This is a genomic window from Bifidobacterium mellis (assembly GCF_000967265.1).
GTDB classification, from domain to species: Bacteria; Actinomycetota; Actinomycetes; order Actinomycetales; family Bifidobacteriaceae; genus Bombiscardovia; species Bombiscardovia mellis.
Map to the genome: position 1 here is coordinate 80254 of NZ_KQ033885.1, position 20433 is coordinate 100686.

The window sequence follows — 20433 nt, forward strand, 5'->3', positions numbered from 1 at the left end:
TCATGGAAGACCCATAGGATGAGTAACCATGAAGGTTGCCCAATTCGCCTGTGTGCTCTTCGATCTGGATGGGGTGCTGGTGCCCACGACCATCCTGCACAAGGCCGCCTGGAAGGCGTTGTTCGATCAGGTCCTGCCTGCAAACGTCCCGGCTTACACGGAGCAGGACTACTACGCTTACGTGGATGGCCGGCCACGCTATGACGGTGTCGACGCCCTGCTGCGCAGCAGGGGCATTGACCTGGACTGGGGAAACCCCGATGACGATCCGCAGCTGGACACCGTCTGCGGATACGGCAATCGCAAGAACATGACCTTTGAGCGGATGCTGAAGCAGAAGGGCATTGATCCCTACCCGGACACGGTGGATCTGCTCAGGCACCTGCGCGCCGACAAGAAGCGTCTGGCCGTGGTGTCCAGTTCGCGCAACACGGCCCAGGTCCTCCAGGCCGCTGGAATCGCCGGATACTTCGACACCGTGGTGGATGGCAACCTCAAGGATGAGATGGGTCTTCAGGGCAAGCCGGCCCCGGACACATACGCTTATGCGGCCAAGGTGCTGGGCCTGCGCAATGAGGATGCTGTTGTGGTCGAGGACGCCCTCTCTGGCGTGGCCGCCGGTCATGCAGGCAGGTTCGGCCTGGTTGTGGGCGTGAACAGGGGCGCCGGCCGCGAGCAGCTGCTCAAGTCGGGCGCGGACCTGGTGGTGGACCAGCTGATCGAGCTGATCGACGACGATGCCAGCGAGCGAGGGCAGGGGGAGGACCCCGGTCTGGATGAGGACCGCTTCCCTGTGGAGGACTGGGGGCTCAGCGAGGTCGGTCGACCCGACGCGGTCAGCGCCACGGTCTTTTCGGTCACCAACGGCTCTGTCGGTGTCCGGGGTGAAGGCGGCGGGGAACGTTGCCTGGGCAACGGCACTTTCTTAAGCGGCTTCCATGACACCTTCCGGATAGCCCATCCCGAAAGCGCCTACGGATATGCCAAGGTGGGCCAGCTGATCCAGGGGGTGCCCGATGCTTCGGACTTCACTCTCAAGGTGGAGGGGCTGCCCCTGGGTCGGCCTGAGAAGACCACTCAGCGTCTGGACTTCCGAACCGGAATCGCGACCACCACCAATCTGTACGATCTGGGCCATGGTATCCACCTGAGGACCGTGCTCACCCGCATGGTCTGTCTGTATGACCGCAGCCTGACCGTTTGCACACTGACCGTTGAGTCGCCTGACCGGGATATGGCTGTGGTGGTCGAGGGTCCGGTCAACGCCGACAACCCCCGCCATGTCAACTCCAGCGACCCCCGCAAGTCGACCTTTGTGGACGGCTGCGGAATCCACGAGGTGCTGGACAATGCGGTCTATGGCGAGCTGAGTGCGGATTGCAGGGTCTTCCGTTGCAATAATTCACGGCTCAGCCTGGCCCTGGGCGTCCGGCAGTTCAGGGACGGCCGGCCTGTCGAGGGATCCGGCTGGCGCATGGATGTGCCCAAGGGCGGTTCCACCCGTCTGGTCCGTTATGCCATCTACCGCAGCCATCCCATCCTTCCGGCCGGCACCAGCGGCAACGGTCTGGTCGTGCAGACCCGGGGCGAGGGTACCAGGAATCTGGTCGAGGACTGCCGCGATCGTCTGGAGGAGGTCAGCACCCTCTCTCTGGATGAGCTGGAGCAGCGTCAACGCGAATGGCTGGATCAGTTCTGGGAGCGTCAGGATATCCGCATCCAGGCCGACGATGGCGGTCGCACCCAGCAGATGGTGCGCTGGGAACTCTTCCAGCTGGCCCAGTCCACGGCCCAGATCGAGAACGGTGTGGGCGCCAAGGGCCTGAGCGGGTCCGGCTACAGCGGCCACTACTTCTGGGACACCGAGATCTATATTCTCCCCTTCCTGATCTATTCGGCGCCTGCCCGGGCAAGAGCCGTCCTTCACTATCGTTATTTGATGCTCCCAGCCGCCAGGCGCAGGGCCTGCGCACTCAACCTGAACGGCGCCCTCTTCCCCTGGAGGACCATCGACGGCGAGGAGGCCTCCGCCTACTTCCCCACGGGCACGGCCCAATACCACATCGATGCCGACATCGCCTATGCGGTGGCCCAGTATGTGCAGGTCACCGGCGATGAAGACTTCCTGCAGGCTGAGGGCATCGACATCCTGGTGGAGACGGCCCGTCTCTGGATGAGCCTGGGGCGCTACAAGGAGGACGGCCGCTTCCACATCCACTGCGTGACCGGCCCGGACGAGTACACGGTCCTGGTTGACGACAACCTGTATACCAACCAGATGGCCCGGTTCAACCTTCTGGCCGCTTACAAGGCCTACCAGTATCTGCGCGGGAAGCACCCGGATCTGATCGGCGCCATCCGTGAAAGGCTGCACTTGGACGAAGATGAGGCCGACAAATGGTCCAGCGCGGCTCAAGCCATGTTCGTCCCCTTCGACGATCAGGAGGGCGTCCATGCCCAGGATGCCCAGTTCATGCAACGCCCCCGCTGGCACTTCGACCAGTTCACGGCCAGGCCCCTGTTGCTGCACTACCATCCGCTGGTCATTTACCGGCACAAGGTGCTCAAGCAGACCGACGTGGTCATGGCCCTCTACCTGCTCAGCTCCTGGTTCACTCCGGAGCAGAAGCTGGCTGACTTCGACTACTACGATCCGCTGACCACCGGGGATTCGACCCTGTCGGCAGCCTCCCAGTCCATCCTCGCCGCCGAGGTGGGGCATGACCAGCTGGCCATGCAGTACTTCCGTCGGTCCTTGTTTACGGATGTGGACGATCTGCATGCCAATACGACCGACGGCATCCACCTGGCCGCCTGCGGAGGCGTCTGGTCCAGCCTGGTCTGCGGCTTCGGCGGCCTGCGGGACACCGGCGGGACCGGGCTGAGCATCGACCCACGCCTGCCTTCATCCTGGCGCTCGCTGACCTACGAGCTGGAGGTGCGGGGCACCAGGTTCCAGGTTGCCGTAACAACAGACGGTGTCGATTTGAAGCGCCTGTCAGGACCTGGGTTGGACCTTCTGGTCCAGGGGCATCCTCGCCACATATGACCTCCGGATTCTGGGCCTAGACACGCCCGGGATCCGGGGTTGCATCTGGTTCAGGCTCCAATAGAATAGGCAACGCTTGACGAATCCAGGGCGGACACGTGCGGCGTTGCAGAGGCGAGGAACATAGCCGCGTCACCATCGGTCAGTCACTCTCCCGGACGGTCACGGCAATGAGAAGAGACCAGATCAGAGAAGTTCAACAGGGAACGTGAGGGTGTCCTCCAATGTACGTCGATTCTGCAAAGAATCAGCACAGCAGCAACCTTCGATGGATTCTCCCCTACTGCAGGCCGGACGCCGGTAGGATCGCCGCCGCCCTCCTGCTTTTTGCGGCGGACAAGGTCCTGGTCATGCTTATGCCCATTTTGGCGGGCATGATCGTGGATCAGGTCATTGGCCAGGGGCATGAGGATCGGCTGCCCAGGCTTTGTTTCGCCATGATAGCCGTCACCCTTGGGCGCAGTGTCTGCCGCTATGGCTATCAGATGTTCATGGAGCGATTCGGCCAGAACACCATCTATCGGCTGGTCAGCGACGAGTACGAGAAGCTCCACGACATGGACTTCACCTACTTCAACCACACCCGCAACGGCGACATCATGAGCCGGATGACCTCGGACACCGATGCCATCCGCCACTTCGTCTCCTGGGTCTCCTACAACATCCTGGATGCCGTCTGCCTCTTCGCCGGGTCCTTGGCCGTCATGTTCACCATCGAATGGCGGCTGGCCCTGGCCCTGCTGGCTGTGACCCCATTCCTCTTCTACTTCACCTGGCAGCTCTCCAAGCACGCCCACCCGCTCTTCTACGCCATCCGCAACTCGCTGGCATCCCTCAACTCCATGGTCGAGGAGAACATCGAGGGCAACCGGGTGGTCAAGGCCTTCGTCCGCGAGCCCTATGAGACCGAGAAGTTCGATCGGCACAACGATGACTACATGGAACGCAACATGGACTCCGCCCGCAACAGCCGCACCTATATGCCCTGGCTGGATGGCTGCTCCTACATGCTCCAGCTGATCACCCTGATCCTGGGCGGCTGGCTGGTCATCCGCCAGCAGATGACCCTGGGCGCCCTGGTCTCCTTCAACAGCTTCCTGTGGATGATCGACGGCCCGGTGCGCCAGTCCGGCTGGCTGATCAACGATGTGGAGCGATTCAACGCCTCCTGCGTCAAGATCCGTCGGCTGCTGACGGCCGAACCCAGGATCGTCGAGCGCAAGAACGCCCAGGCCGGCGTGGTCCAGGCGGCCACGGTCCGTGCCAAGGTCAACGGCGAGCAGACAGGTGATCCGGTCAGGATCCGCGGGGACATCCGCTTCGACCACGTCAGTTTCGCCTTCCCCGACGATCCGGAGACCCCCATCCTCAAGGACATCGACTTCCATGTGGCGGCCGGCACCCGGCTGGGCATACTGGGGGAGACCGGCTCGGGCAAGTCAACCCTGGTCAGCCTGGTGGCCCGCTTCTACGACCCAACCGTGGGCCATGTGCTCATCGACGGGATCGACGCCAGGCAGTGGCCCCTGGACCTGCTGCGGCGGCAGGTCAACATCGTGGCACAGGACACCTTCCTCTTCTCGGACACCATCGGTGACAACATCGCTTTCGGGGCCCACCGCGATGACGAGCAGTACGTCAGGACCATGGCCTCCATGGCCGGAGCCGACTCCTTCATCAACCGGATGCCCGAGGGCTATGACACCGTTGTGGGCGAGCGTGGGGTTGGCCTGTCGGGTGGCCAGAAGCAGCGGCTCAGTCTGGCACGGGCCCTGGCTGACGACCCGGCCATCCTGATCATGGACGACACCACATCGGCCGTCGACATGGAGACCGAGGCCACCATCCAGCGGCATCTGCAGGAGATGGAGGGCACCAGGACCATGGTCACCATCGCCCACAGGATCTCCTCCATCAAGGATTCCGACCTGATCCTGGTCCTTGACCACGGCAGGATCGTGGAACGCGGGTCCCATGAGGATCTGGTCCACGCCCACGGCCGCTACTACCGGATCTACCGCAAGCAGCTTGGGCTGCAATCCGGGCAGTCGGCGGGATTCTGACACATCAGCAGGCATGGCAAGGTGAGACGATGAAGCAGCAAGAACAACGTTCGGCGGGCACCGCGCGCAGGAACACCTTCCGCGAGGACGAGGACCTGGAGGAGCAGATCGACTTCGGTGACATCAAGCGTATAGGGGCCTATCTGAAGCCCTACCTGCGCCAGGGGGTGATCATCCTGGCGGCGGTCCTGTCCATGAGCGCCATCGCCGTGGCCATTCCCTACATGACCAAGACCATGATCGACACGGTCATCCCCTCCAAGGATCCGGTCCGGCTCTTCGCCCTGGGCGCGGTCTTCCTGCTGGCCATCGTGGTCTATGAGCTCCTCCTGCGCTATCGGACCGTGGCCATCACCCGGGTGGGCCAGCTCATGCTCAAGGACATGCGCCGGGATCTATTCACCCACATCCAGACCCTGCCCTTCTCCTATTTCGACTCCCGGCCCCACGGCAAGATCCTGATCAGGGTGGTCAACTATGTCAACACCCTCTCGGATACCCTGAGCTCGGGTCTGATCAACGTGATCGCGGACATCTTCACCTTCCTGCTGACCCTGGTGGTCATGTTCGTCATCGACTGGAGACTGACCCTCTGGTCCCTGGTCCTCATGCCCCTGCTGGTGCTCTATGTGCTGGTACTCCAACGCTTCCAGCGGCGGGCCTACCAGCGCCTGTCCAACAAGCAGAGCAATCTGAACGCCTATATCCATGAGTCCATCGCGGGCGTCAAGACCACGCAGACCTTCGTCAGGGAGCGCGAGCAGTTCCACACCTTCCAGGAGCAGCAGGGGCAGGTTCGCAGCTCCTGGATGCGGGCCGTGCACATCCAGTACCTGATGTGGCCGGGAGTGCAGAACATCTCCACCATCACCATCGCGCTGATCTATTATCTGGGGATCACCGGCCTGGGCGGCGTGCAGGTGACCACGGGCATGCTGATCGCCTTCGTCGGCTATGCCAACAACTTCTGGAACCCCATCATCAACATCGGCAACTTCTACAACCAGCTGATCACCTGTTCGGCCTACCTGGAGCGCATCTTCGAGACCCTGGACGTCCGCCCGGAGATCGAGGACCGTCCAGGGGCCATAGAGCTGCCGCCGGTCAAGGGCAGGGTGGACTTCAACGACGTGGTCTTCAAGTACGAGCCCGGAGGCCGCAACATCCTCAACCTGGTGGACTTCCATGTGCCGGCAGGCAGCACGGTCGCCCTGGTCGGGCCCACGGGCGCCGGCAAGACCACCATCGTCAACCTTCTGTCGCGCTTCTACGACGTGACCGAGGGCAGTGTCTGCGTGGACGGGCATGACGTGCGCGATGTGACCCTGGCCTCCCTGCGCCGGCAGATGGGGGTCATGCTTCAGGACACCTTCATCTTCACCGGCAACGTGCGCGAGAACATCCGTTACGGCCGCCTGGATGCCACCGACCAGCAGATCGAGGAGGCCGCCAAGGCCGTCCATGCCCACGAGTTCATCATGGAGCTGCCCGACGGCTACGATACCAAGGTCGAGGAGCGCGGATCCACCCTCTCCGCAGGTCAGCGGCAGCTGATCGCCTTTGCCAGGGTTCTGCTGGCCGACCCCCGCATCCTGATCCTGGACGAGGCGACCAGCAGCATCGACACCCGCACCGAGGAGGCCCTCCAGGCCGGACTGGCCCACCTGCTCAAGGGGCGGACCTCCTTCGTCATCGCCCACCGGCTGTCCACCATCGAGAATGCGGACCAGATCTTCTACATCGATCACGGGCAGATTGTGGAGCACGGTACCCACCAGGAGCTCCTGGCCAAGAGGGGCGCCTACTACCGGCTGCACGAGTCCCAGTACGCCATGATCCGCACTGCCAACGGCGATCAGGCGCAATCGACACAGCCTGGCGATGATGCAGGACAGGACAACCAGGTTCGGCAGGATCCGGCTGTCTCTGCGCAATAGCAGGCTGGCCTCTGTGTCGCTGCCGGTCGTCAGCCAGCAGTATTACATCGTTGTAAAATAGATAACGACTAGTCAAAGCCGACAGATTCGGCAGCCAGGGCAAAGGAGCAGACGTTGAGCAATACGGTTCACGAGGACGTCGAGGGAGCCGACCCCTACGGGTATCTGATGGTGCACTTCATCGAAGATCCCCAGGGGTATGCCGAGCGCCTCTACTTCGACCTGTCGCGGGGCGACGACCCTCTGAGCTGGGATCCGCTGTACGGGGGCAGGCCGTTGCTGACCTCGCATCTGGGCACCACCGGTCTGAGGGATCCCTACATGGTACGTGACCCGCGCAACGGCCGGGTCTATGTCATGGCCACCGACCTGCGGGTGTTCGGCGGCGATCAGTCGCAGGGCGGCGGCTGGGATTACTGGTCCCGCCATGGCAGCACCAAGCTGATGATCTGGTCCACTGACGACCTGATTCATTGGTCAGGTCCCTGGCCGTTGGATGTGTCCTTGCAGCAGGACGGCAGCAGGGTCCAGCTGGGCATGGCCTGGGCGCCGGAGTGCCTATGGGTGCCCGACTATGAGGGACCGGGACAGGGGGCCTTCGTCCTCTACTGGTCATCCAAGCTCTTTGACCGGGCCGATCCCGACCATACCGACCCGTCGGCCTACGACCGGGTGCTCTGGGGGTCGACCACCGACTTCACCCAGGAGCACTTCCGCTATGGCGGAGTCCTTATCGATACCGGTCGCAATGCCATCGACACCACCATGGTCCAGCGTCCTCTGCCCGGGGGCGGCCTGCGCACCTACCGGGCCACCAAGGACAACGGCTTTGGCCGGGGCATCTGGCTGGACAGCACCGACGATCCCCGATGGTGGCTGCCGCAGGCCCGGTGGTCCACCATCCAGGAGCGGATCGGCGCCGGCTGGTGCGCCGATGGCAACCCCTCGGGTGTGGAGGGTCCGGCCCTCTATGCCGACCATGCCCGGAACCGTTGGTACCTGCTGGTGGATGTGATTCCTTCGGTGGGCTACAGGCCCATGGTCAGCGATGATCCGGACGCGGGATTCGACTACGCCCGGGAGCAGGACTTCCACCTGCGCCCCCATACCAAGCACGGCGGGGTCCTGTCCCTGACCCGGCAGGAATACGAACGTCTGCGCCCTCTGGTGCAGCAGAACTGAAACAAGGGATCGAGAAAGGAGCAAGACATGGACAAGGCTTGGAGACCACCTATGGGGTGGAACAGCTGGGACAGCTACGGGACCACCGTCACCGAGCAGGAGGTGCTGGACAATGCGCAGGTCATGCACGACAGGCTGCTCCCGGTGGGCTGGGACACGGTTGTCATAGACATCGCCTGGTATGACCCGACCGCCAGGGCCCATGGCTACAACGCCAAGGCGCCCCTGGTCCTGGATGACTATGGTCGGCAGCTGCCCGACCCGGTCCGGTTCCCGTCGGCGGCCGACGGCCAGGGGTTCGCCCCGCTGGCCGCTCGGATCCACGATCTGGGATTGCGCTTCGGCATCCACGTCATGCGGGGCATCCCTCGGTTGGCGGTCGAGCGGAACCTGCCCGTCCCCGGCACCTCCTATACAGCCGCCCAGGTGGCTGATACCACCCATGTCTGTGCGTGGAATCCCGACAATTACGGTCTGGACCAATCCCATCCGGGAGCCCAGGCCTGGTATGACGCCCAGGTCGACCAGTTCGCCCGATGGGGGGTTGATTACCTGAAAGTGGACGACATGCAGGCCCCCTTCATGGACCGTGAGATCGATGCCTATACCCGGGCCATCCACAAGGCCGAGCAGGCCCATGGGCATTCCATGACCCTCTCCCTGTCCCCGGGCACCCGGGTGCCCACCACCCACCTTGGTTTCCTGCGGGATCACGCCCAGCTCTGGCGTATTTCGGACGACCTCTGGGATCGCTGGCAGGACCTTTACGCCCAGTTCGCCCGTCTGGCCCGCTGGGCTCCTCTGCAGAGCACAGGCCACTGGGCCGATGCGGACATGCTGCCACTGGGGCATATCGGACTGCGGGCCGAACGGGGCGGGGACCGGTCCAGCCTCCTGACGGCCGACGAGCAGCGCACCATGCTGACCCTCTGGGCCATGGGGCGCTCGCCGCTGATGGTGGGCGGCGACCTTCCCAGCAGCGATGAGGCAACCCTGTCCCTGCTGGACAACCCGGCCCTGGAGGAGGTCACCGCCGGCTCGGCCGACAACGGTGAGATCATCCGGGAGCCGGTCGAGAGTGGGGATGGCCAAGGCAGGAAGGTCTCAGGCGAGGAGATCGTCTGGAGGGCCCTGGCCAGCGACTGGGCCGACGGAACCCCCTCGGCCCATGCCGACGGGGTCTATGCGGCTGTCTTCTGGACCGGGGACCGCCCACGGAGGGTCAGGACGGCCCTGTCCTCCCTGGTGGGCCTGGATGGGGCGGACGGAGCCTGGACCCCGGTCGACCTCTGGCGGGACCGGACCTCGGAGCCCGCCCGGATCAGCCTGGAAGGACAGGGTGCCGACCGGGAGCTGGTGGCTCTTGTGCCCGCACACGGCGTGGTCTGGGTGGCTCTGGATCCCCGCTGAGGCTGATCAGCGCTTGGAGCCCCAGATGCACACGTTGTTGCCCAGGGCGCTGAAGGTCATGACCGTGCGGTGGTCCTTGTCCCTGGGCAGCCGGGCGAAGACGCCCTGGTAGGTGACGGTCCCGTCCTCCTCATTGAGGTCCATGGACAGCCGTCCCTGGTCGTCGACCTGCCAGTGGCCCTGGCGCGCTCCGGTCACCTGGCCGCCGGGCTCCAGGCGGATGTCCACGGCCTTGACCACGCCCCGGTATCGGGTGCTGTGAGTGTCGGTCACCTTGCGCGGTCCCTTGAAGAAGATGGTCGGATCATGCTCCACCAACTCATAGGTGCCGGCCTCGTCCTTGGCGCTGTAAGGGCCTCCGGCCTTGGTGCCCAGATACTCATAGGGGGCGGCCACCAGCCAGCCGTCTGCGGTGGGCATCAACTGCCGGACCCGGATCTGATGCTCCTCCTTGCGGTCGGAGAACCTGGTGTGATAGACCACATAGTCCCGGCCGTCCTTGTCGTGCAGGGCCGTGTTCCCGCCCTGTGAGACCTCGATGTCGCCCTTCTTGTCCCCGCTCCACTGGTAGGAGCCCATAAGGCGGATGCCTGTCTCGCTGGTCCAGTTGTCGGCCTCGCCGCTGGTGGCGATGGCCGGGTTGCCCTGCTGGTCCAGGTAGGGGCCGGTGATGGAGTCCGAGCGGAACATCCGCATCTGGTAGCCCCCGGTCTGCACCAGCTTGCCGTAGGAGAGGAAGAGGTACCAGTGGCCGTTGGTGTGCAGCAGCGCCGATCCTTCGCCTGAGTTGCCGAAGCCTCCGGCGAGTTTGTGCCCGTAGTAGGCGTCGGACTGGTTGGCCTGGGTGGGGTAGGTGGTGGAGTAGTCGCGCAGGCCGGTCCTGGGGTCCAGGCGGATCATCCAGATGCCGCCGAACCAGGAGCCGAAGCTCATCCACAGGCCCCCCTGCCCGTCATCCTTGACACAGGCGTCAATCGCATTGATACCCGTATCCGTGTAGGACTGATAGCGGTCCAGCTCCGGGTCCGAGCCCAGCACCTTGGGAACGTCGGTGCTCATGTAGTTGGCCCGGGTGAAGCCGGAGTAGACCACCGGGCCCACATAAGTCCAGTCGCCGTCCACCCTGTCGGCGGTCAGCAGGACGATGACCGAACGATGCTCGGCCCCGTTCAGGCTCAGGTACATGCACCACTTCTTCATGGTGGCGTTGTAGTAGACGTCAGGCGCCCACATGTTGCCGGTCACGTCCGGATTGGAGGACTGCTTGGGCCAGTCCTTCCAGATCCGGGCAAAGATCTTCTTGTAATCGCGGCTCAGGTTGTTGGTGAAGGGGGTCCAGTTGACCAGATCCGTGCTGCGGGCATAGGCCCGGTGCGAGCCGAAGACGTAGTAGCTCTTGCCGGAGCGGACCACGGAGGGGTCGTGTACCGAGACGCGCTTGGGCTCCTGGGTGGCGGCGGTTTTTGTGCCGCTGGTTGACGGCTGCTGGCTCGAGCAGGCGCCCAGGGCCCCTGTCAGCAGTACCGCCAGACCCGCCGTCAGGGCGGTCAGGGCCTTCATGGCCCGTCCGGTGCGTTTGGGTCTTCTCATGGTTCCTCGCTTTCCGTGGAGGCAGCCCGATCCACATCGATGACGACCCGCGGCGCATGGACGGCCTGGCGGCTCGGTACGGATGAGCGAACAGCCCGGCCTCATCCATGCGGGCATCGGGCGTCGGGACTGATCTCCATGTATAATTTCTATCGTTAGAAACGATAGTCGTCGGCGTTGAAGCCGGCAAGCCGGATGGAAGGAATCGTCATGGGTGAGGATGCTCTGTACGGTGGACGAGAATCTGGGGATGGGGTTGCACTCATGTGCTACACCCGGCATCCCACTGATCGGCAGGAGGCCAACAACGAGGATGTCGCCCTGAGCATGCACCTGGCCCTGCGTTCGCGGGCGACCGGCCGTTGGGAGCCTCTGAACGGCGACTACGGCATCTTCTTCGCTGCGGCCGTGCCCACCAAGGCGGTACCGGATAGTGCCCGTGGGGCCTGCACGGCCGGGGCCGCCCTGCCAGGTGAGGCGGTGCCGCAAGAGGGCGGGCATAATCCTGGACTGGATGCTCACCAGGGCGAAGGCTCCAATACCGCTGCTGATGCCGACGACAATGTTGACGATGGCCAGGCTTCACAGGCGGCCCGGGAGCTGGCGGTCGTCCCAGGTCAGGATCTGATTCTCAAGAGTCTGATTGACCCATTCCTGTTGCCCCTGAGTGACGGCACCTTCGTCATTCTGGCCACCAGGACGGCCAGAGGGGGCCAGTCTGACGGCTCCCAGACCGACTCCTTCCTGACGGCTCTTTCGCCGGACCTGCTGACCTACCGACGCTTGCCGCAGGTCCATATCCTGGGCGCTCATGGGGTCCACCGGCCCAGGGCGCGTCTTCTGGACGACGGCCAGGGCTGCCGACTCTATTGGGACGACGACCGCGGGCGGCTGTGCACGGCCACGGTGGACGACCCGACGCAGATGGGCATGGTGGCCGACATGAAGGTCCTGGAGGATGACGATTCCCTGGCCCAGGGTGACCCCCTGCCCCTGGATCGCCGGCGCGCCCTGGAGGAGGACTGCGGCATGAAGGGCATTCTGGCCGGCAATGTGGTGCGGGTCAGCGCCGACTGCGAGCGTGGCCTGCTGGAACGGTTCGGGCGCATCTATAACACCGGCGTGCAGGTGGATCCCGTTCGGATCTCCCGGGGCGACGGCCTGGAGCCGGTCCGGCAGACCCAGGCACGGCTCCTCTACAGTGACGGGTCCACCGCCCTGCGTGGGGTGGATTGGGACCAGAGCCAGTTGGACAGTCTGACCAGCGACCTGGCCCAGGGTCGTCTGAATCCCGGAGAGACCAGGTTGATCGGCGGACGGGTCCGGCAGACGGCCTACCCGGTCCCCTTCGCCCGGCAGCGGGCCGATCCCTCCATTTTCCGTTGGTCCTGGAGGGGGCAGCGCCTGTTCATGTTCATCGCCACCGAGGATGCGGATGGCAACTGCGTCGACCCCTTGAACGGGCACACACACATGCCCCTGCGGGTGGCCGACACCATCGAGGGCCTGAGCGACCAGGCCGGTGGCCATGAAAAGGAGGTGGATCTGCTGCGCAGGGGTGATCGCAACAGCGAGGGCCGGGTCATGACCGGCTGCTTCTGGGCCCCGGAGATCCACCTGATCGGCGGCAGGCTCTCCATCCTCTTCATGCCCTGCTTCGATGGTCCGCAGACCAACCCGGACGGGACCGCCAACGATCGGGCCGGAAAGCCGGACATGTGGACCGGCTGCTGCCACATCATGCAGCTGCGCCGCGACGACCAGGGCCGGGATCTGGACCCTCGCCGGCCTGAGAACTGGGACAGCCCCCGACCCATCCTGCGGGCTGACGGCACCCCTCTCAACCCCATCCAGCGCATCAGCCTGGACATGACGGTGCTGCACGATACCGGCCGCTGGTATTACGCCTGGCAGCAGCTGGGCTCGGTCTGGATCGCCGCCTTTGATCCGGCCCGCCCCGACCGTCTGACCAGCACGCCACGCCAGATCATCGTCCCCGAGTTCGCCTGGGACAACATGATTGCCGAAGGGCCCAACGCCGTGGTCCATGACGGCCGGATCTTCCTCATCTATTCCGGCTCCCTGGTGGGCATCGACTACACCACCGGACTGGTGACCGCACCGGCCGGAGTCGGGGCCGATCTATGCGATCCCGGCGTGTGGAAGAAGCTGGACTACCCATTACAGAAGTCCGGGAAGTACAATGGCCATTGGCAGCTGGGCACCGGCCACGGTATGTGGTCGCAGGACGAGGACGACACCATGATCTACGTCTTCCATAATGCCGAGCATGATCAGGACCGCTACCTTGGCCGCGACAGTCAGGTAAGGCGGGTACATTGGTCTGCTGAGGGGATGCCCGTATTGGATATGCAGACGGATGAGGAGCTCGACCCCACCCGCGCCACGGTAACCTTGGAGGTCAGGGTCTTATGAGTTTAGCCGCTTCCCCCGGCACGGGCCGTGGTTCCACCCCGACCATGAAGGATGTGGCCCAGGCTGCAGGAGTGTCGGTCAAGACCGTCTCCAACGTGGTCAATGACTACGAATTTGTCTCCGAAGCCACCAGGGGCAAGGTCAACAAGGCCATAGAGGAGCTGGGCTACCGGGTCAACGTGCCGGCCAGAAACCTGCGGCTGGGCTACACGGGAATGATCTCCCTGGCCATACCGGATCTGGCCATGCCCTACTTCGCCCAGCTCTCCTCCCTGGTCATCGAGGAGGCCAAGAAGCTGGGCATGAGGGTGCTGGTGGAGCCCACCCTCTACTCGCGCGAGGGTGAAATCGAAGCCCTGCACGGTTCCCAGCGATCCATGATCGACGGCCTCATCTACAGCCCGCTGGAGCTGGGCATGGACGACCTGGACCAGCTGCGGGTGGACTATCCCCTGGTGGTCGTGGGGGAGCGGATCTTCAGCGACCAATTCGATCATGTGGCCACGGAGAACGTGGAGGGTGCCAAGCACGCCACCGCCTATCTGATCAACACCGGTTGCCGTCGGGTGGCGGTCATCGGCACCCACCCCGGCGAGAAGCTGGGCTCGGCCGCTCTTCGCCTGGAGGGGTACAGACAGGGTCTTGAGGAGGCCGGCCTGGACTACGATCCCCGGCTGGTGGCACCATCGCGCATGTGGCACCGTATCGACGGGGTCAATGCCATGAACTCCCTGCTGGACCAGGGCATCGTCCCCGACGGTGTGGTGGCCCTGAACGACATGCTGGCGGCAGGGGTTCTGCATTCCATACAAATGCACGGTATGTCCGTGCCGGACGACATCTCGGTCATCGGATTCGACAACTCGGACGATTCCCAGTATCTGTCGCCCTCGCTGACCAGCATCTCGCCCGGGCTCAAGGCCGTGGCCAGGCTCTCGGTCCGTGTCCTCAAGGACAGGATCAATGGGGTGCAGCCGCTGAACATCAAGGAAGGCGAGCACGTCTTCCGCAAGGTGTCCTCCTCGCTGGTGGTCCGCAATTCAACCCGTGCCCTGCCCGGGAACGAGATCGCCGTCTGACTGCTGATGTTCTTTTCCGGGTGTTCCTGGTTTCTTGATTTCTAACGTTGTAATATACTGAAGACGTTCTCGAATGATTCGAGGTGGCATCGGCGGACCATGGAGGCCTGCCGGTCGGAGCGCGGTCGCTCCGATGCCGACATGGAAAGGTGTGAACATGCGTCATCAATCGTCATCAGGCGCAGGACGACGGAGCCGAGGAGGGGTTGCAGTGGCAGCCCTCGTGGGCATGATACTGGCGGGCGGCACAGTCGCATCCCCAGCCTGGGCGGATCAGTCCCAAACCGACGACAGCGCCACAACCAGGATGTCGTCCAGTCAGCCGCAGCCCCTGCTCGGCTACGATTTTTCAGCCCTTGCTCCAGGAGCCAAGGAGGCAAACAATACCGTCTCAGGCTCATCCTTCGGCCCGGCCCGCATCCTGGATGCCGATGGTCGGCCGACAGGGGCAGTCAAGACCGACGATGCGCTCCTGTTCGATGGATCGACCTATGTCAAGCTTCCTGATGACATACTGAGCGGACGCGCCAGCGCCACGGTCTCCATCCGCGTGCGCAACGACCGGTTCAACGCCTCAGGCCCCTGGACCTACCTCTGGTCGCTGGGGGGAACCGGCCAGCAGGCCGTCGGCTCCTGGACCGCCTCCACCCATACCTCCCTGTACACCTCCATCACTTCCAAGGCCAACGGCCAGGGCGAGACCTATCTGCCGGCATCCAAGAACCTGCCCGATGACCGCTTCTCCACGTTGACCGCCACCATCGACGGCAGAAACAATATGGTCCGGCTCTATATCAACGGTCTACAGGTGGCTGAGGGCAAGGCTGCGGTCAATCCTGCCGCCTTTGGCGACCATCATCACAACGTAATCGGCCAGTCCCGATACCCCGGCATAGACGATGCGCTCTTCCACGGCGCAGTGCAGTCATTCGCCGTTTATCCGCAGGCCCTGGATGCCGACCAGATCGTCGCCACCCTGCCTTCGGAGGACCTTGGGGATCTGATCGACCAGCAGGCCACATCCCTGGCGGTTCCCGCAGCCGTGGACGGTGATTTCGACCTGCCGGTCTCAACTACTGTCGCATCAGTGGGGTGGACCTCTTCGGCTCCTGGAACGGTCAGTGTCAATGCGGCCACCGGCAGGGCCCATGTGGTCCCCGGCAAGCGGGATATCCCAGTTACGCTGACGGCCCGGCTGCAGGCCAACAAGGTCTCGAGGTCATCCCGGGACGCTAAAGCCATCCAGCAGGACTACCGGCTTATTGTCAGGGGCACCTCCAGGGACGGTCAGAACGCCTACTCGCGTGTCTCCGTGCATGACCCTTCCGTGGTCAAGGCCGGAGGGCGCTACTACATCTTCGGCTCCCACCGGGCCTGGGCCCGCAGCACCGACCTCAAGCATTGGGAGCCCTTCACCAACAATCTGAGCCGGGATTACCAGCGCATTCTGGATCCCATCTGGAAGGCATGGCCCAAGCAGTCCTCCAATCCGGACGTGACCGGCAACATGTGGGCGCCCGAGGTCTACTACAACGCCACCATGAAGAAGTGGTGCATGTACCTGAGCCTGAACGGGGGAGGATTCCCCTTCCAGAAGTCGGTCATCGTCCTGCTGACCGCCGACGACATCGAGGGGGACTGGAGCCTGGTGGGACCGGTGGTCTACTCCGGCTTCCAGGAGTCCAACGTGGCGGCCACCGACGTGCCCAAGGTGCTGGGGCCCAATGCCGATCTGTCGCGCTATGCCAGCCTTACGGATACGGGTATCAATGCGATTGATGCCTGTGTCAAGGATGACGGGCAGGGGGGCCTGTGGATGAGCTTCGGCTCCTGGTTCGGCGGCATCTGGATGATCCGCCTGGACCCCAGGACCGGCCTGCGCGACTACTCCACCACCTACCCCACCCAGGCCAACCAGTCCGACGCCTACTACGGGCACAAACTCGCCGGAGGCTTCGGCAACTCAGGCGAAGGCACCGCCCTGGTCCATCAGGGCGACTGGTGGTATCTGATGCTTTCTTACGGCGGACTCGGGCAGACCGGGGGCTACCAGATGCGTGAATTCCGCTCCCGTTCCATCACCGGCCCCTACCTGGACCAGAACGGCAAGCCGGCCGTCTATGGGCGTGCAATGAATGATCTGGATGCCAACCGGGGCCTGCGGATCGACTCCTCCTTCGCCCAGCCCGGACAGGACCAGGTGCTGACCTCCCAGGGAGGCAACGCACTGTTGATTGACGAAGATCGGGTCTTCAACGTCTACCACACTCGCTTCGTGCGCGCCGAGGGCAACTTGGAGGAGCACCAGGTCCGGGTCAGGCAGATGGTACAGACCCCTGACGGCTGGTTGGTCATGACGCCCTTCGAATACCGGAATCCGGTGGGCAGGGTCTCCTCCAGCCAGGTGGTTGGCGACTACCAGGTGGTTGTCCATGACCCGGTCCATTACTATGCGGGATCCGGCCTGTCCAGCCCGGCCATCTACCGGTCGGCGTCAGTGAGTCTGCTGGCCGGCGGTCGGCTGGGCGGCCAGGTGCAGGGCTCCTGGACGGCGACCGCTGGCGGCCTGACCATCAAGGTGGACTCGGCGGATCCGGGCACTCTGTTGCACGGCGTCTATCGGGCCAGGCTGGGCCGACAGCTTGATGAGCAGGGCCATCCGGTCGTTTTCTTCTCAGGGCTGGGTGGCGATGTCTTCACCGATGCCGGTGCCGATGTCTCCAAGGCAGCAGGTGCCGTAGCCATCTGGGGTTCGCGTCCCCTGACCGATGCCAAGGTTCAAGAGGAGGCCGATGGCGATGCCAATCATGCGACTGTTCCCACCGCGGACCCCACTCCTGCACCCGCAGATCGGTCCGGCAAGGAAGGCAAGGCCGGTCGCCTGCCCTTGACCGGATCGGCCCTGTCGGCTCCCGTCGCTGCCGCATCTGCGGCCCTTGTCCTGGGGCTGGGTGCACTGGTGTTCACCGCCATTCGCCGAGCCCGGGGCTGAACCCGAACGGGCCCGTTGCACAAGCCGCCCTCCGCCTTCGACTTTGATCGTCCCGGAGGAGGGTGGGCGGCCCGATAATATTCAACGTTGTATATTGGTCATACAGACCAGTACCTCTGTCTTCGTGATAGGAACACATGATGAGCGCATACCACAATCCCCTGGTACTCCAGCGGGCCGATCCCTGGGTCATCAAGCACAGGGACCTCTACTATTTCACCGCCTCCTACCCGGCCTACGACAGGATCATCCTGCGCGCCGCCGCCAGGCTGGACGACCTGCAGGCCGCCCCTGAGCGCACCATCTGGCGCAAGCACGAGTCCGGTCCCATGAGCAGGTACATCTGGGCGCCCGAACTCCACCGGATCAATGGGGCCTGGTACATCTACTTTGCGGCTGCAGAGGAGGACTTCGGCTCTGCCGATCTGCCCACCCACCGCATGTACGTACTGGAGAACACCGGCGAAGACCCCATGGATGGCGAGTGGACCGAGAAGGGGCAGATCCATACCCCGATCGATTCCTTCTCCCTGGATGCCACCACAACGGTGATCGGGGGCAGTCAGTACCTGATCTGGGCCCAGAAGGATCCGGCCATCGAGGGCAATTCCAATCTCTACATCGCCCGTATGGCCGATCCCTGGACGCTGGCCACCGATCCTGTCCTGCTCTCCAAACCCGAATATGACTGGGAATGCATCGATTTCAAGGTCAACGAGGGGCCGGCCGTTCTGCTTCACCAGGGCATGATCTACCTGACCTACTCAGCCTCGGGCACCGGGGTCCCCTACGCAGTGGGTATGCTGACCGCCCGTGAGGATGCCGACCTGCTGGATCCGGCCTCCTGGACCAAGAGCGATCATCCCGTCTTCAAAACGGCCGAGGAGAACCACCAGTACGGGCCCGGCCACAACTGCTTCACGGTCAGCGAGGACGGCAGCCAGGACCTGATGATCTACCATGCCCGCAACTACACGCATATCGAAGGGGACCCGCTCTTCGATCCCAACCGCCATGCCAGGGTGGGACTGGTCACCTGGACCGACCATGGCCCGGACTTCGGACGGCCTCTGCCTGACGATCGGTGGACCCCGACGAGCCGCCAGATCCTGCCTCCCGATGGCAGTCATTGAGGGCATTGCCGGGCCATCCCGACACGCTTGTACATCGTTGGAGAAGCGAGTATTATATAATTTGCAACGTTAGAAAGATGTCGGTTTACAAAGGCGTGGGCTACGTTCACGTATCTGGGAGCGTGACCAGGCGATGCAAGCCATTGGACCAGATGGGCAGGACATGGTTGTTCCGGTCGTCATCGGTTCCTTTGTAACCGTTGCTTGATGTCGAAAGGACAGAGACAATGAAGGCAATCAGAAAGGCTGCGGTAGCCGCAATCGCGCTCGCCACGCTCAGCACCGTGGGGCTCTCGGCCTGCGGTTCCGGCAGTGGTGGCAAGGATGCCAAGGGCAAGGACGGCGTCACCAACATCGTCATGTGGCACGGATTCTCCGAGGCCGATGGCAAGACTCTGAAGAAGATCGTCGAGAACTTCAACAAGTCGCAGAAGAAGTACCACATCGACGCCCAGCTGCAGCCCTGGAGCACCATCGGCGAGACCATGGTCACCAAGGTCACCTCGGGCGACGGCCCCGACTTCGTCACCACCGGCGCCGACAACGGCCAGGGTTGGTCCATCGACGGCACCTTCCAGTGCGTGCAGGACTTCTATGACGATCCCTCCAACGAGACCAAGAACTACCTGCCCAACGTGACCAAGCAGACCGAGTTCACCATTGACGGCAAGAAGCAGCAGTGCGCGGTCCCCATGGGCTACGCGCCCACCACCGTCTGGTACAACACCGATATGTGGAAGGCCGCCGGTCTGACCGATCAGGACTATCCCAAGACATGGGACCAGCTCCTGGATGTGGCCAAGAAGCTGACCAAGGGTGACGGTTCCCAGTACGGCATGGCCCTGTCCGACTCCGGATGGGCGGCCTTCATGAAGGGCAACGGCACCGGTCTTTACGACACCAAGGGCAAGGTCACCATCAATTCCGAGCAGAACAAGGCCTTCCTGCAGAAGATGCGCGAGTTCTACAAGGGCGGTTACTCCAAGACCGGCATGGATGACACCGCTGCACGCGAGTCCTTCGAGTCCGGCCAGTCCGCCATGGTCATCGTCGGCCCCTGGGAGGACCAGGCAGCCACCGACAAGGGTATCAATCACGATCTGTTCCCTGTACCCAACGGAGACGGCACCTATGTCTACCCCGACGGCAGGAAGGGCTCCAACACCGGTTCAACCGGACTGTATTGGTGGGTCACCTCGCAGGTCAAGGACGAGGCCAAGAAGAAGGGCATCTACGCCTTCTTCAAGTACTACAACAACCATGACAACCAGGTCATGTGGTCCCTGGGCTCCGCCTATCCGCCGAACAACAAGACCGTGACCACCGAAGAGCTCTCCAAGCGCCCTCTGATCGCCAAGGTCTCCGAGAACACGGACAACTCCTACATCGGCATTGCCGGCCTCAAGGGCGGCTTCGGTGATATCTCGGCCACCCTGGATTCGGTGACCCAGAACACCGCCCGCACCGACGATGACATTTCCGCCTCGCTGTCCAAAGCCTCCAACAAGATCCAGAAGTATCTGGACGAGTACAAGGCTGAGGACTGATTGACCATCCGCCCC

General features: G+C 63.4%; 11 protein-coding genes. 10 read left to right on the forward strand and 1 reads right to left on the reverse strand.

Going from position 1 to position 20433, the window contains the following annotated elements:
- Nucleotides 1-28: 28 nt before the first annotated feature.
- From JF70_RS00830 to JF70_RS00850, 5 genes are all read left to right on the forward strand, one after another.
- A complete protein-coding gene (locus JF70_RS00830; RefSeq protein ID WP_052690650.1) occupies nt 29-3049 on the forward strand; it encodes an HAD-IA family hydrolase in 3021 nt (1006 codons plus the stop codon).
- Between the two features lie 224 nt (nt 3050-3273).
- On the forward strand, nt 3274-5112 hold the full coding sequence (locus JF70_RS00835; protein ID WP_045934940.1) for an ABC transporter ATP-binding protein: 1839 nt from the start codon (nt 3274-3276) through the stop codon (nt 5110-5112).
- A gap of 29 nt (nt 5113-5141) precedes the next feature.
- A complete protein-coding gene (locus tag JF70_RS00840) occupies nt 5142-7049 on the forward strand; it encodes an ABC transporter ATP-binding protein (protein WP_045934941.1) in 1908 nt (635 codons plus the stop codon).
- Between the two features lie 114 nt (nt 7050-7163).
- The gene (locus JF70_RS00845) at nt 7164-8231 is read left to right on the forward strand and encodes a glycoside hydrolase family 43 protein (protein ID WP_231578772.1); all 1068 of its coding nucleotides are present in this window, start codon (nt 7164-7166) and stop codon (nt 8229-8231) included.
- A gap of 51 nt (nt 8232-8282) precedes the next feature.
- On the forward strand, nt 8283-9641 hold the full coding sequence (locus JF70_RS00850) for an alpha-amylase family protein (RefSeq protein WP_045934942.1): 1359 nt from the start codon (nt 8283-8285) through the stop codon (nt 9639-9641).
- A 6-nt stretch (nt 9642-9647) separates the two neighbouring features.
- Here JF70_RS00850 and JF70_RS00855 read toward each other — a convergent pair whose 3' ends face one another.
- Nucleotides 9648-11231: a glycoside hydrolase family 43 protein gene (locus tag JF70_RS00855; protein ID WP_052690651.1), complete on the reverse strand. Its 1584-nt coding sequence runs from the start codon at nt 11229-11231 to the stop codon at nt 9648-9650.
- Between the two features lie 210 nt (nt 11232-11441).
- Between JF70_RS00855 and JF70_RS00860 the strand changes: the two genes are divergently transcribed.
- The 5 genes from JF70_RS00860 to JF70_RS00880 all read left to right on the forward strand — a co-directional run bounded on the left by JF70_RS00860 (nt 11442) and on the right by JF70_RS00880 (nt 20418).
- On the forward strand, nt 11442-13667 hold the full coding sequence (locus JF70_RS00860) for a family 43 glycosylhydrolase (protein ID WP_045934943.1): 2226 nt from the start codon (nt 11442-11444) through the stop codon (nt 13665-13667).
- Nucleotides 13664-14746: a LacI family DNA-binding transcriptional regulator gene (locus tag JF70_RS00865; protein WP_045934944.1), complete on the forward strand. Its 1083-nt coding sequence runs from the start codon at nt 13664-13666 to the stop codon at nt 14744-14746. Before JF70_RS00860 ends, JF70_RS00865 begins: the two co-directional genes overlap by 4 nt.
- Nucleotides 14747-14957: 211 nt before the next feature.
- Complete coding sequence (locus tag JF70_RS08385; protein WP_052690652.1) at nt 14958-17738, forward strand: family 43 glycosylhydrolase; 2781 nt, start codon at nt 14958-14960, stop codon at nt 17736-17738.
- 140 nt (nt 17739-17878) lie between these two features.
- Nucleotides 17879-18871 carry a glycoside hydrolase family 43 protein gene (locus JF70_RS00875; RefSeq protein WP_045935977.1) on the forward strand — a complete coding sequence of 331 codons (993 nt, stop codon included), beginning with the start codon at nt 17879-17881 and terminating at the stop codon, nt 18869-18871.
- Nucleotides 18872-19098: 227 nt separating this feature from the next.
- A complete protein-coding gene (locus JF70_RS00880) occupies nt 19099-20418 on the forward strand; it encodes an ABC transporter substrate-binding protein (protein ID WP_045934945.1) in 1320 nt (439 codons plus the stop codon).
- Nucleotides 20419-20433 lie beyond the last annotated feature (15 nt).

What these genes read in the sequence shown, in the direction of transcription:
- JF70_RS00850 (WP_045934942.1), top strand. Translation starts at nt 8,283, where the DNA reads ATGGGGTGGAACAGCTGGGACAGCTACGGGACCACCGTCACCGAGCAG.
- JF70_RS00835 (WP_045934940.1), top strand. Translation starts at nt 3,274, where the DNA reads ATGTACGTCGATTCTGCAAAGAATCAGCACAGCAGCAACCTTCGATGG.
- JF70_RS00840 (WP_045934941.1), top strand. Translation starts at nt 5,142, where the DNA reads ATGAAGCAGCAAGAACAACGTTCGGCGGGCACCGCGCGCAGGAACACC.
- JF70_RS00860 (WP_045934943.1), top strand. Translation starts at nt 11,442, where the DNA reads ATGGGTGAGGATGCTCTGTACGGTGGACGAGAATCTGGGGATGGGGTT.
- JF70_RS00880 (WP_045934945.1), top strand. Translation starts at nt 19,099, where the DNA reads ATGAAGGCAATCAGAAAGGCTGCGGTAGCCGCAATCGCGCTCGCCACG.
- JF70_RS00830 (WP_052690650.1), top strand. Translation starts at nt 29, where the DNA reads ATGAAGGTTGCCCAATTCGCCTGTGTGCTCTTCGATCTGGATGGGGTG.
- JF70_RS00865 (WP_045934944.1), top strand. Translation starts at nt 13,664, where the DNA reads ATGAGTTTAGCCGCTTCCCCCGGCACGGGCCGTGGTTCCACCCCGACC.
- JF70_RS00875 (WP_045935977.1), top strand. Translation starts at nt 17,879, where the DNA reads ATGAGCGCATACCACAATCCCCTGGTACTCCAGCGGGCCGATCCCTGG.
- JF70_RS00855 (WP_052690651.1), bottom strand. Translation starts at nt 11,231, where the DNA reads ATGAGAAGACCCAAACGCACCGGACGGGCCATGAAGGCCCTGACCGCC.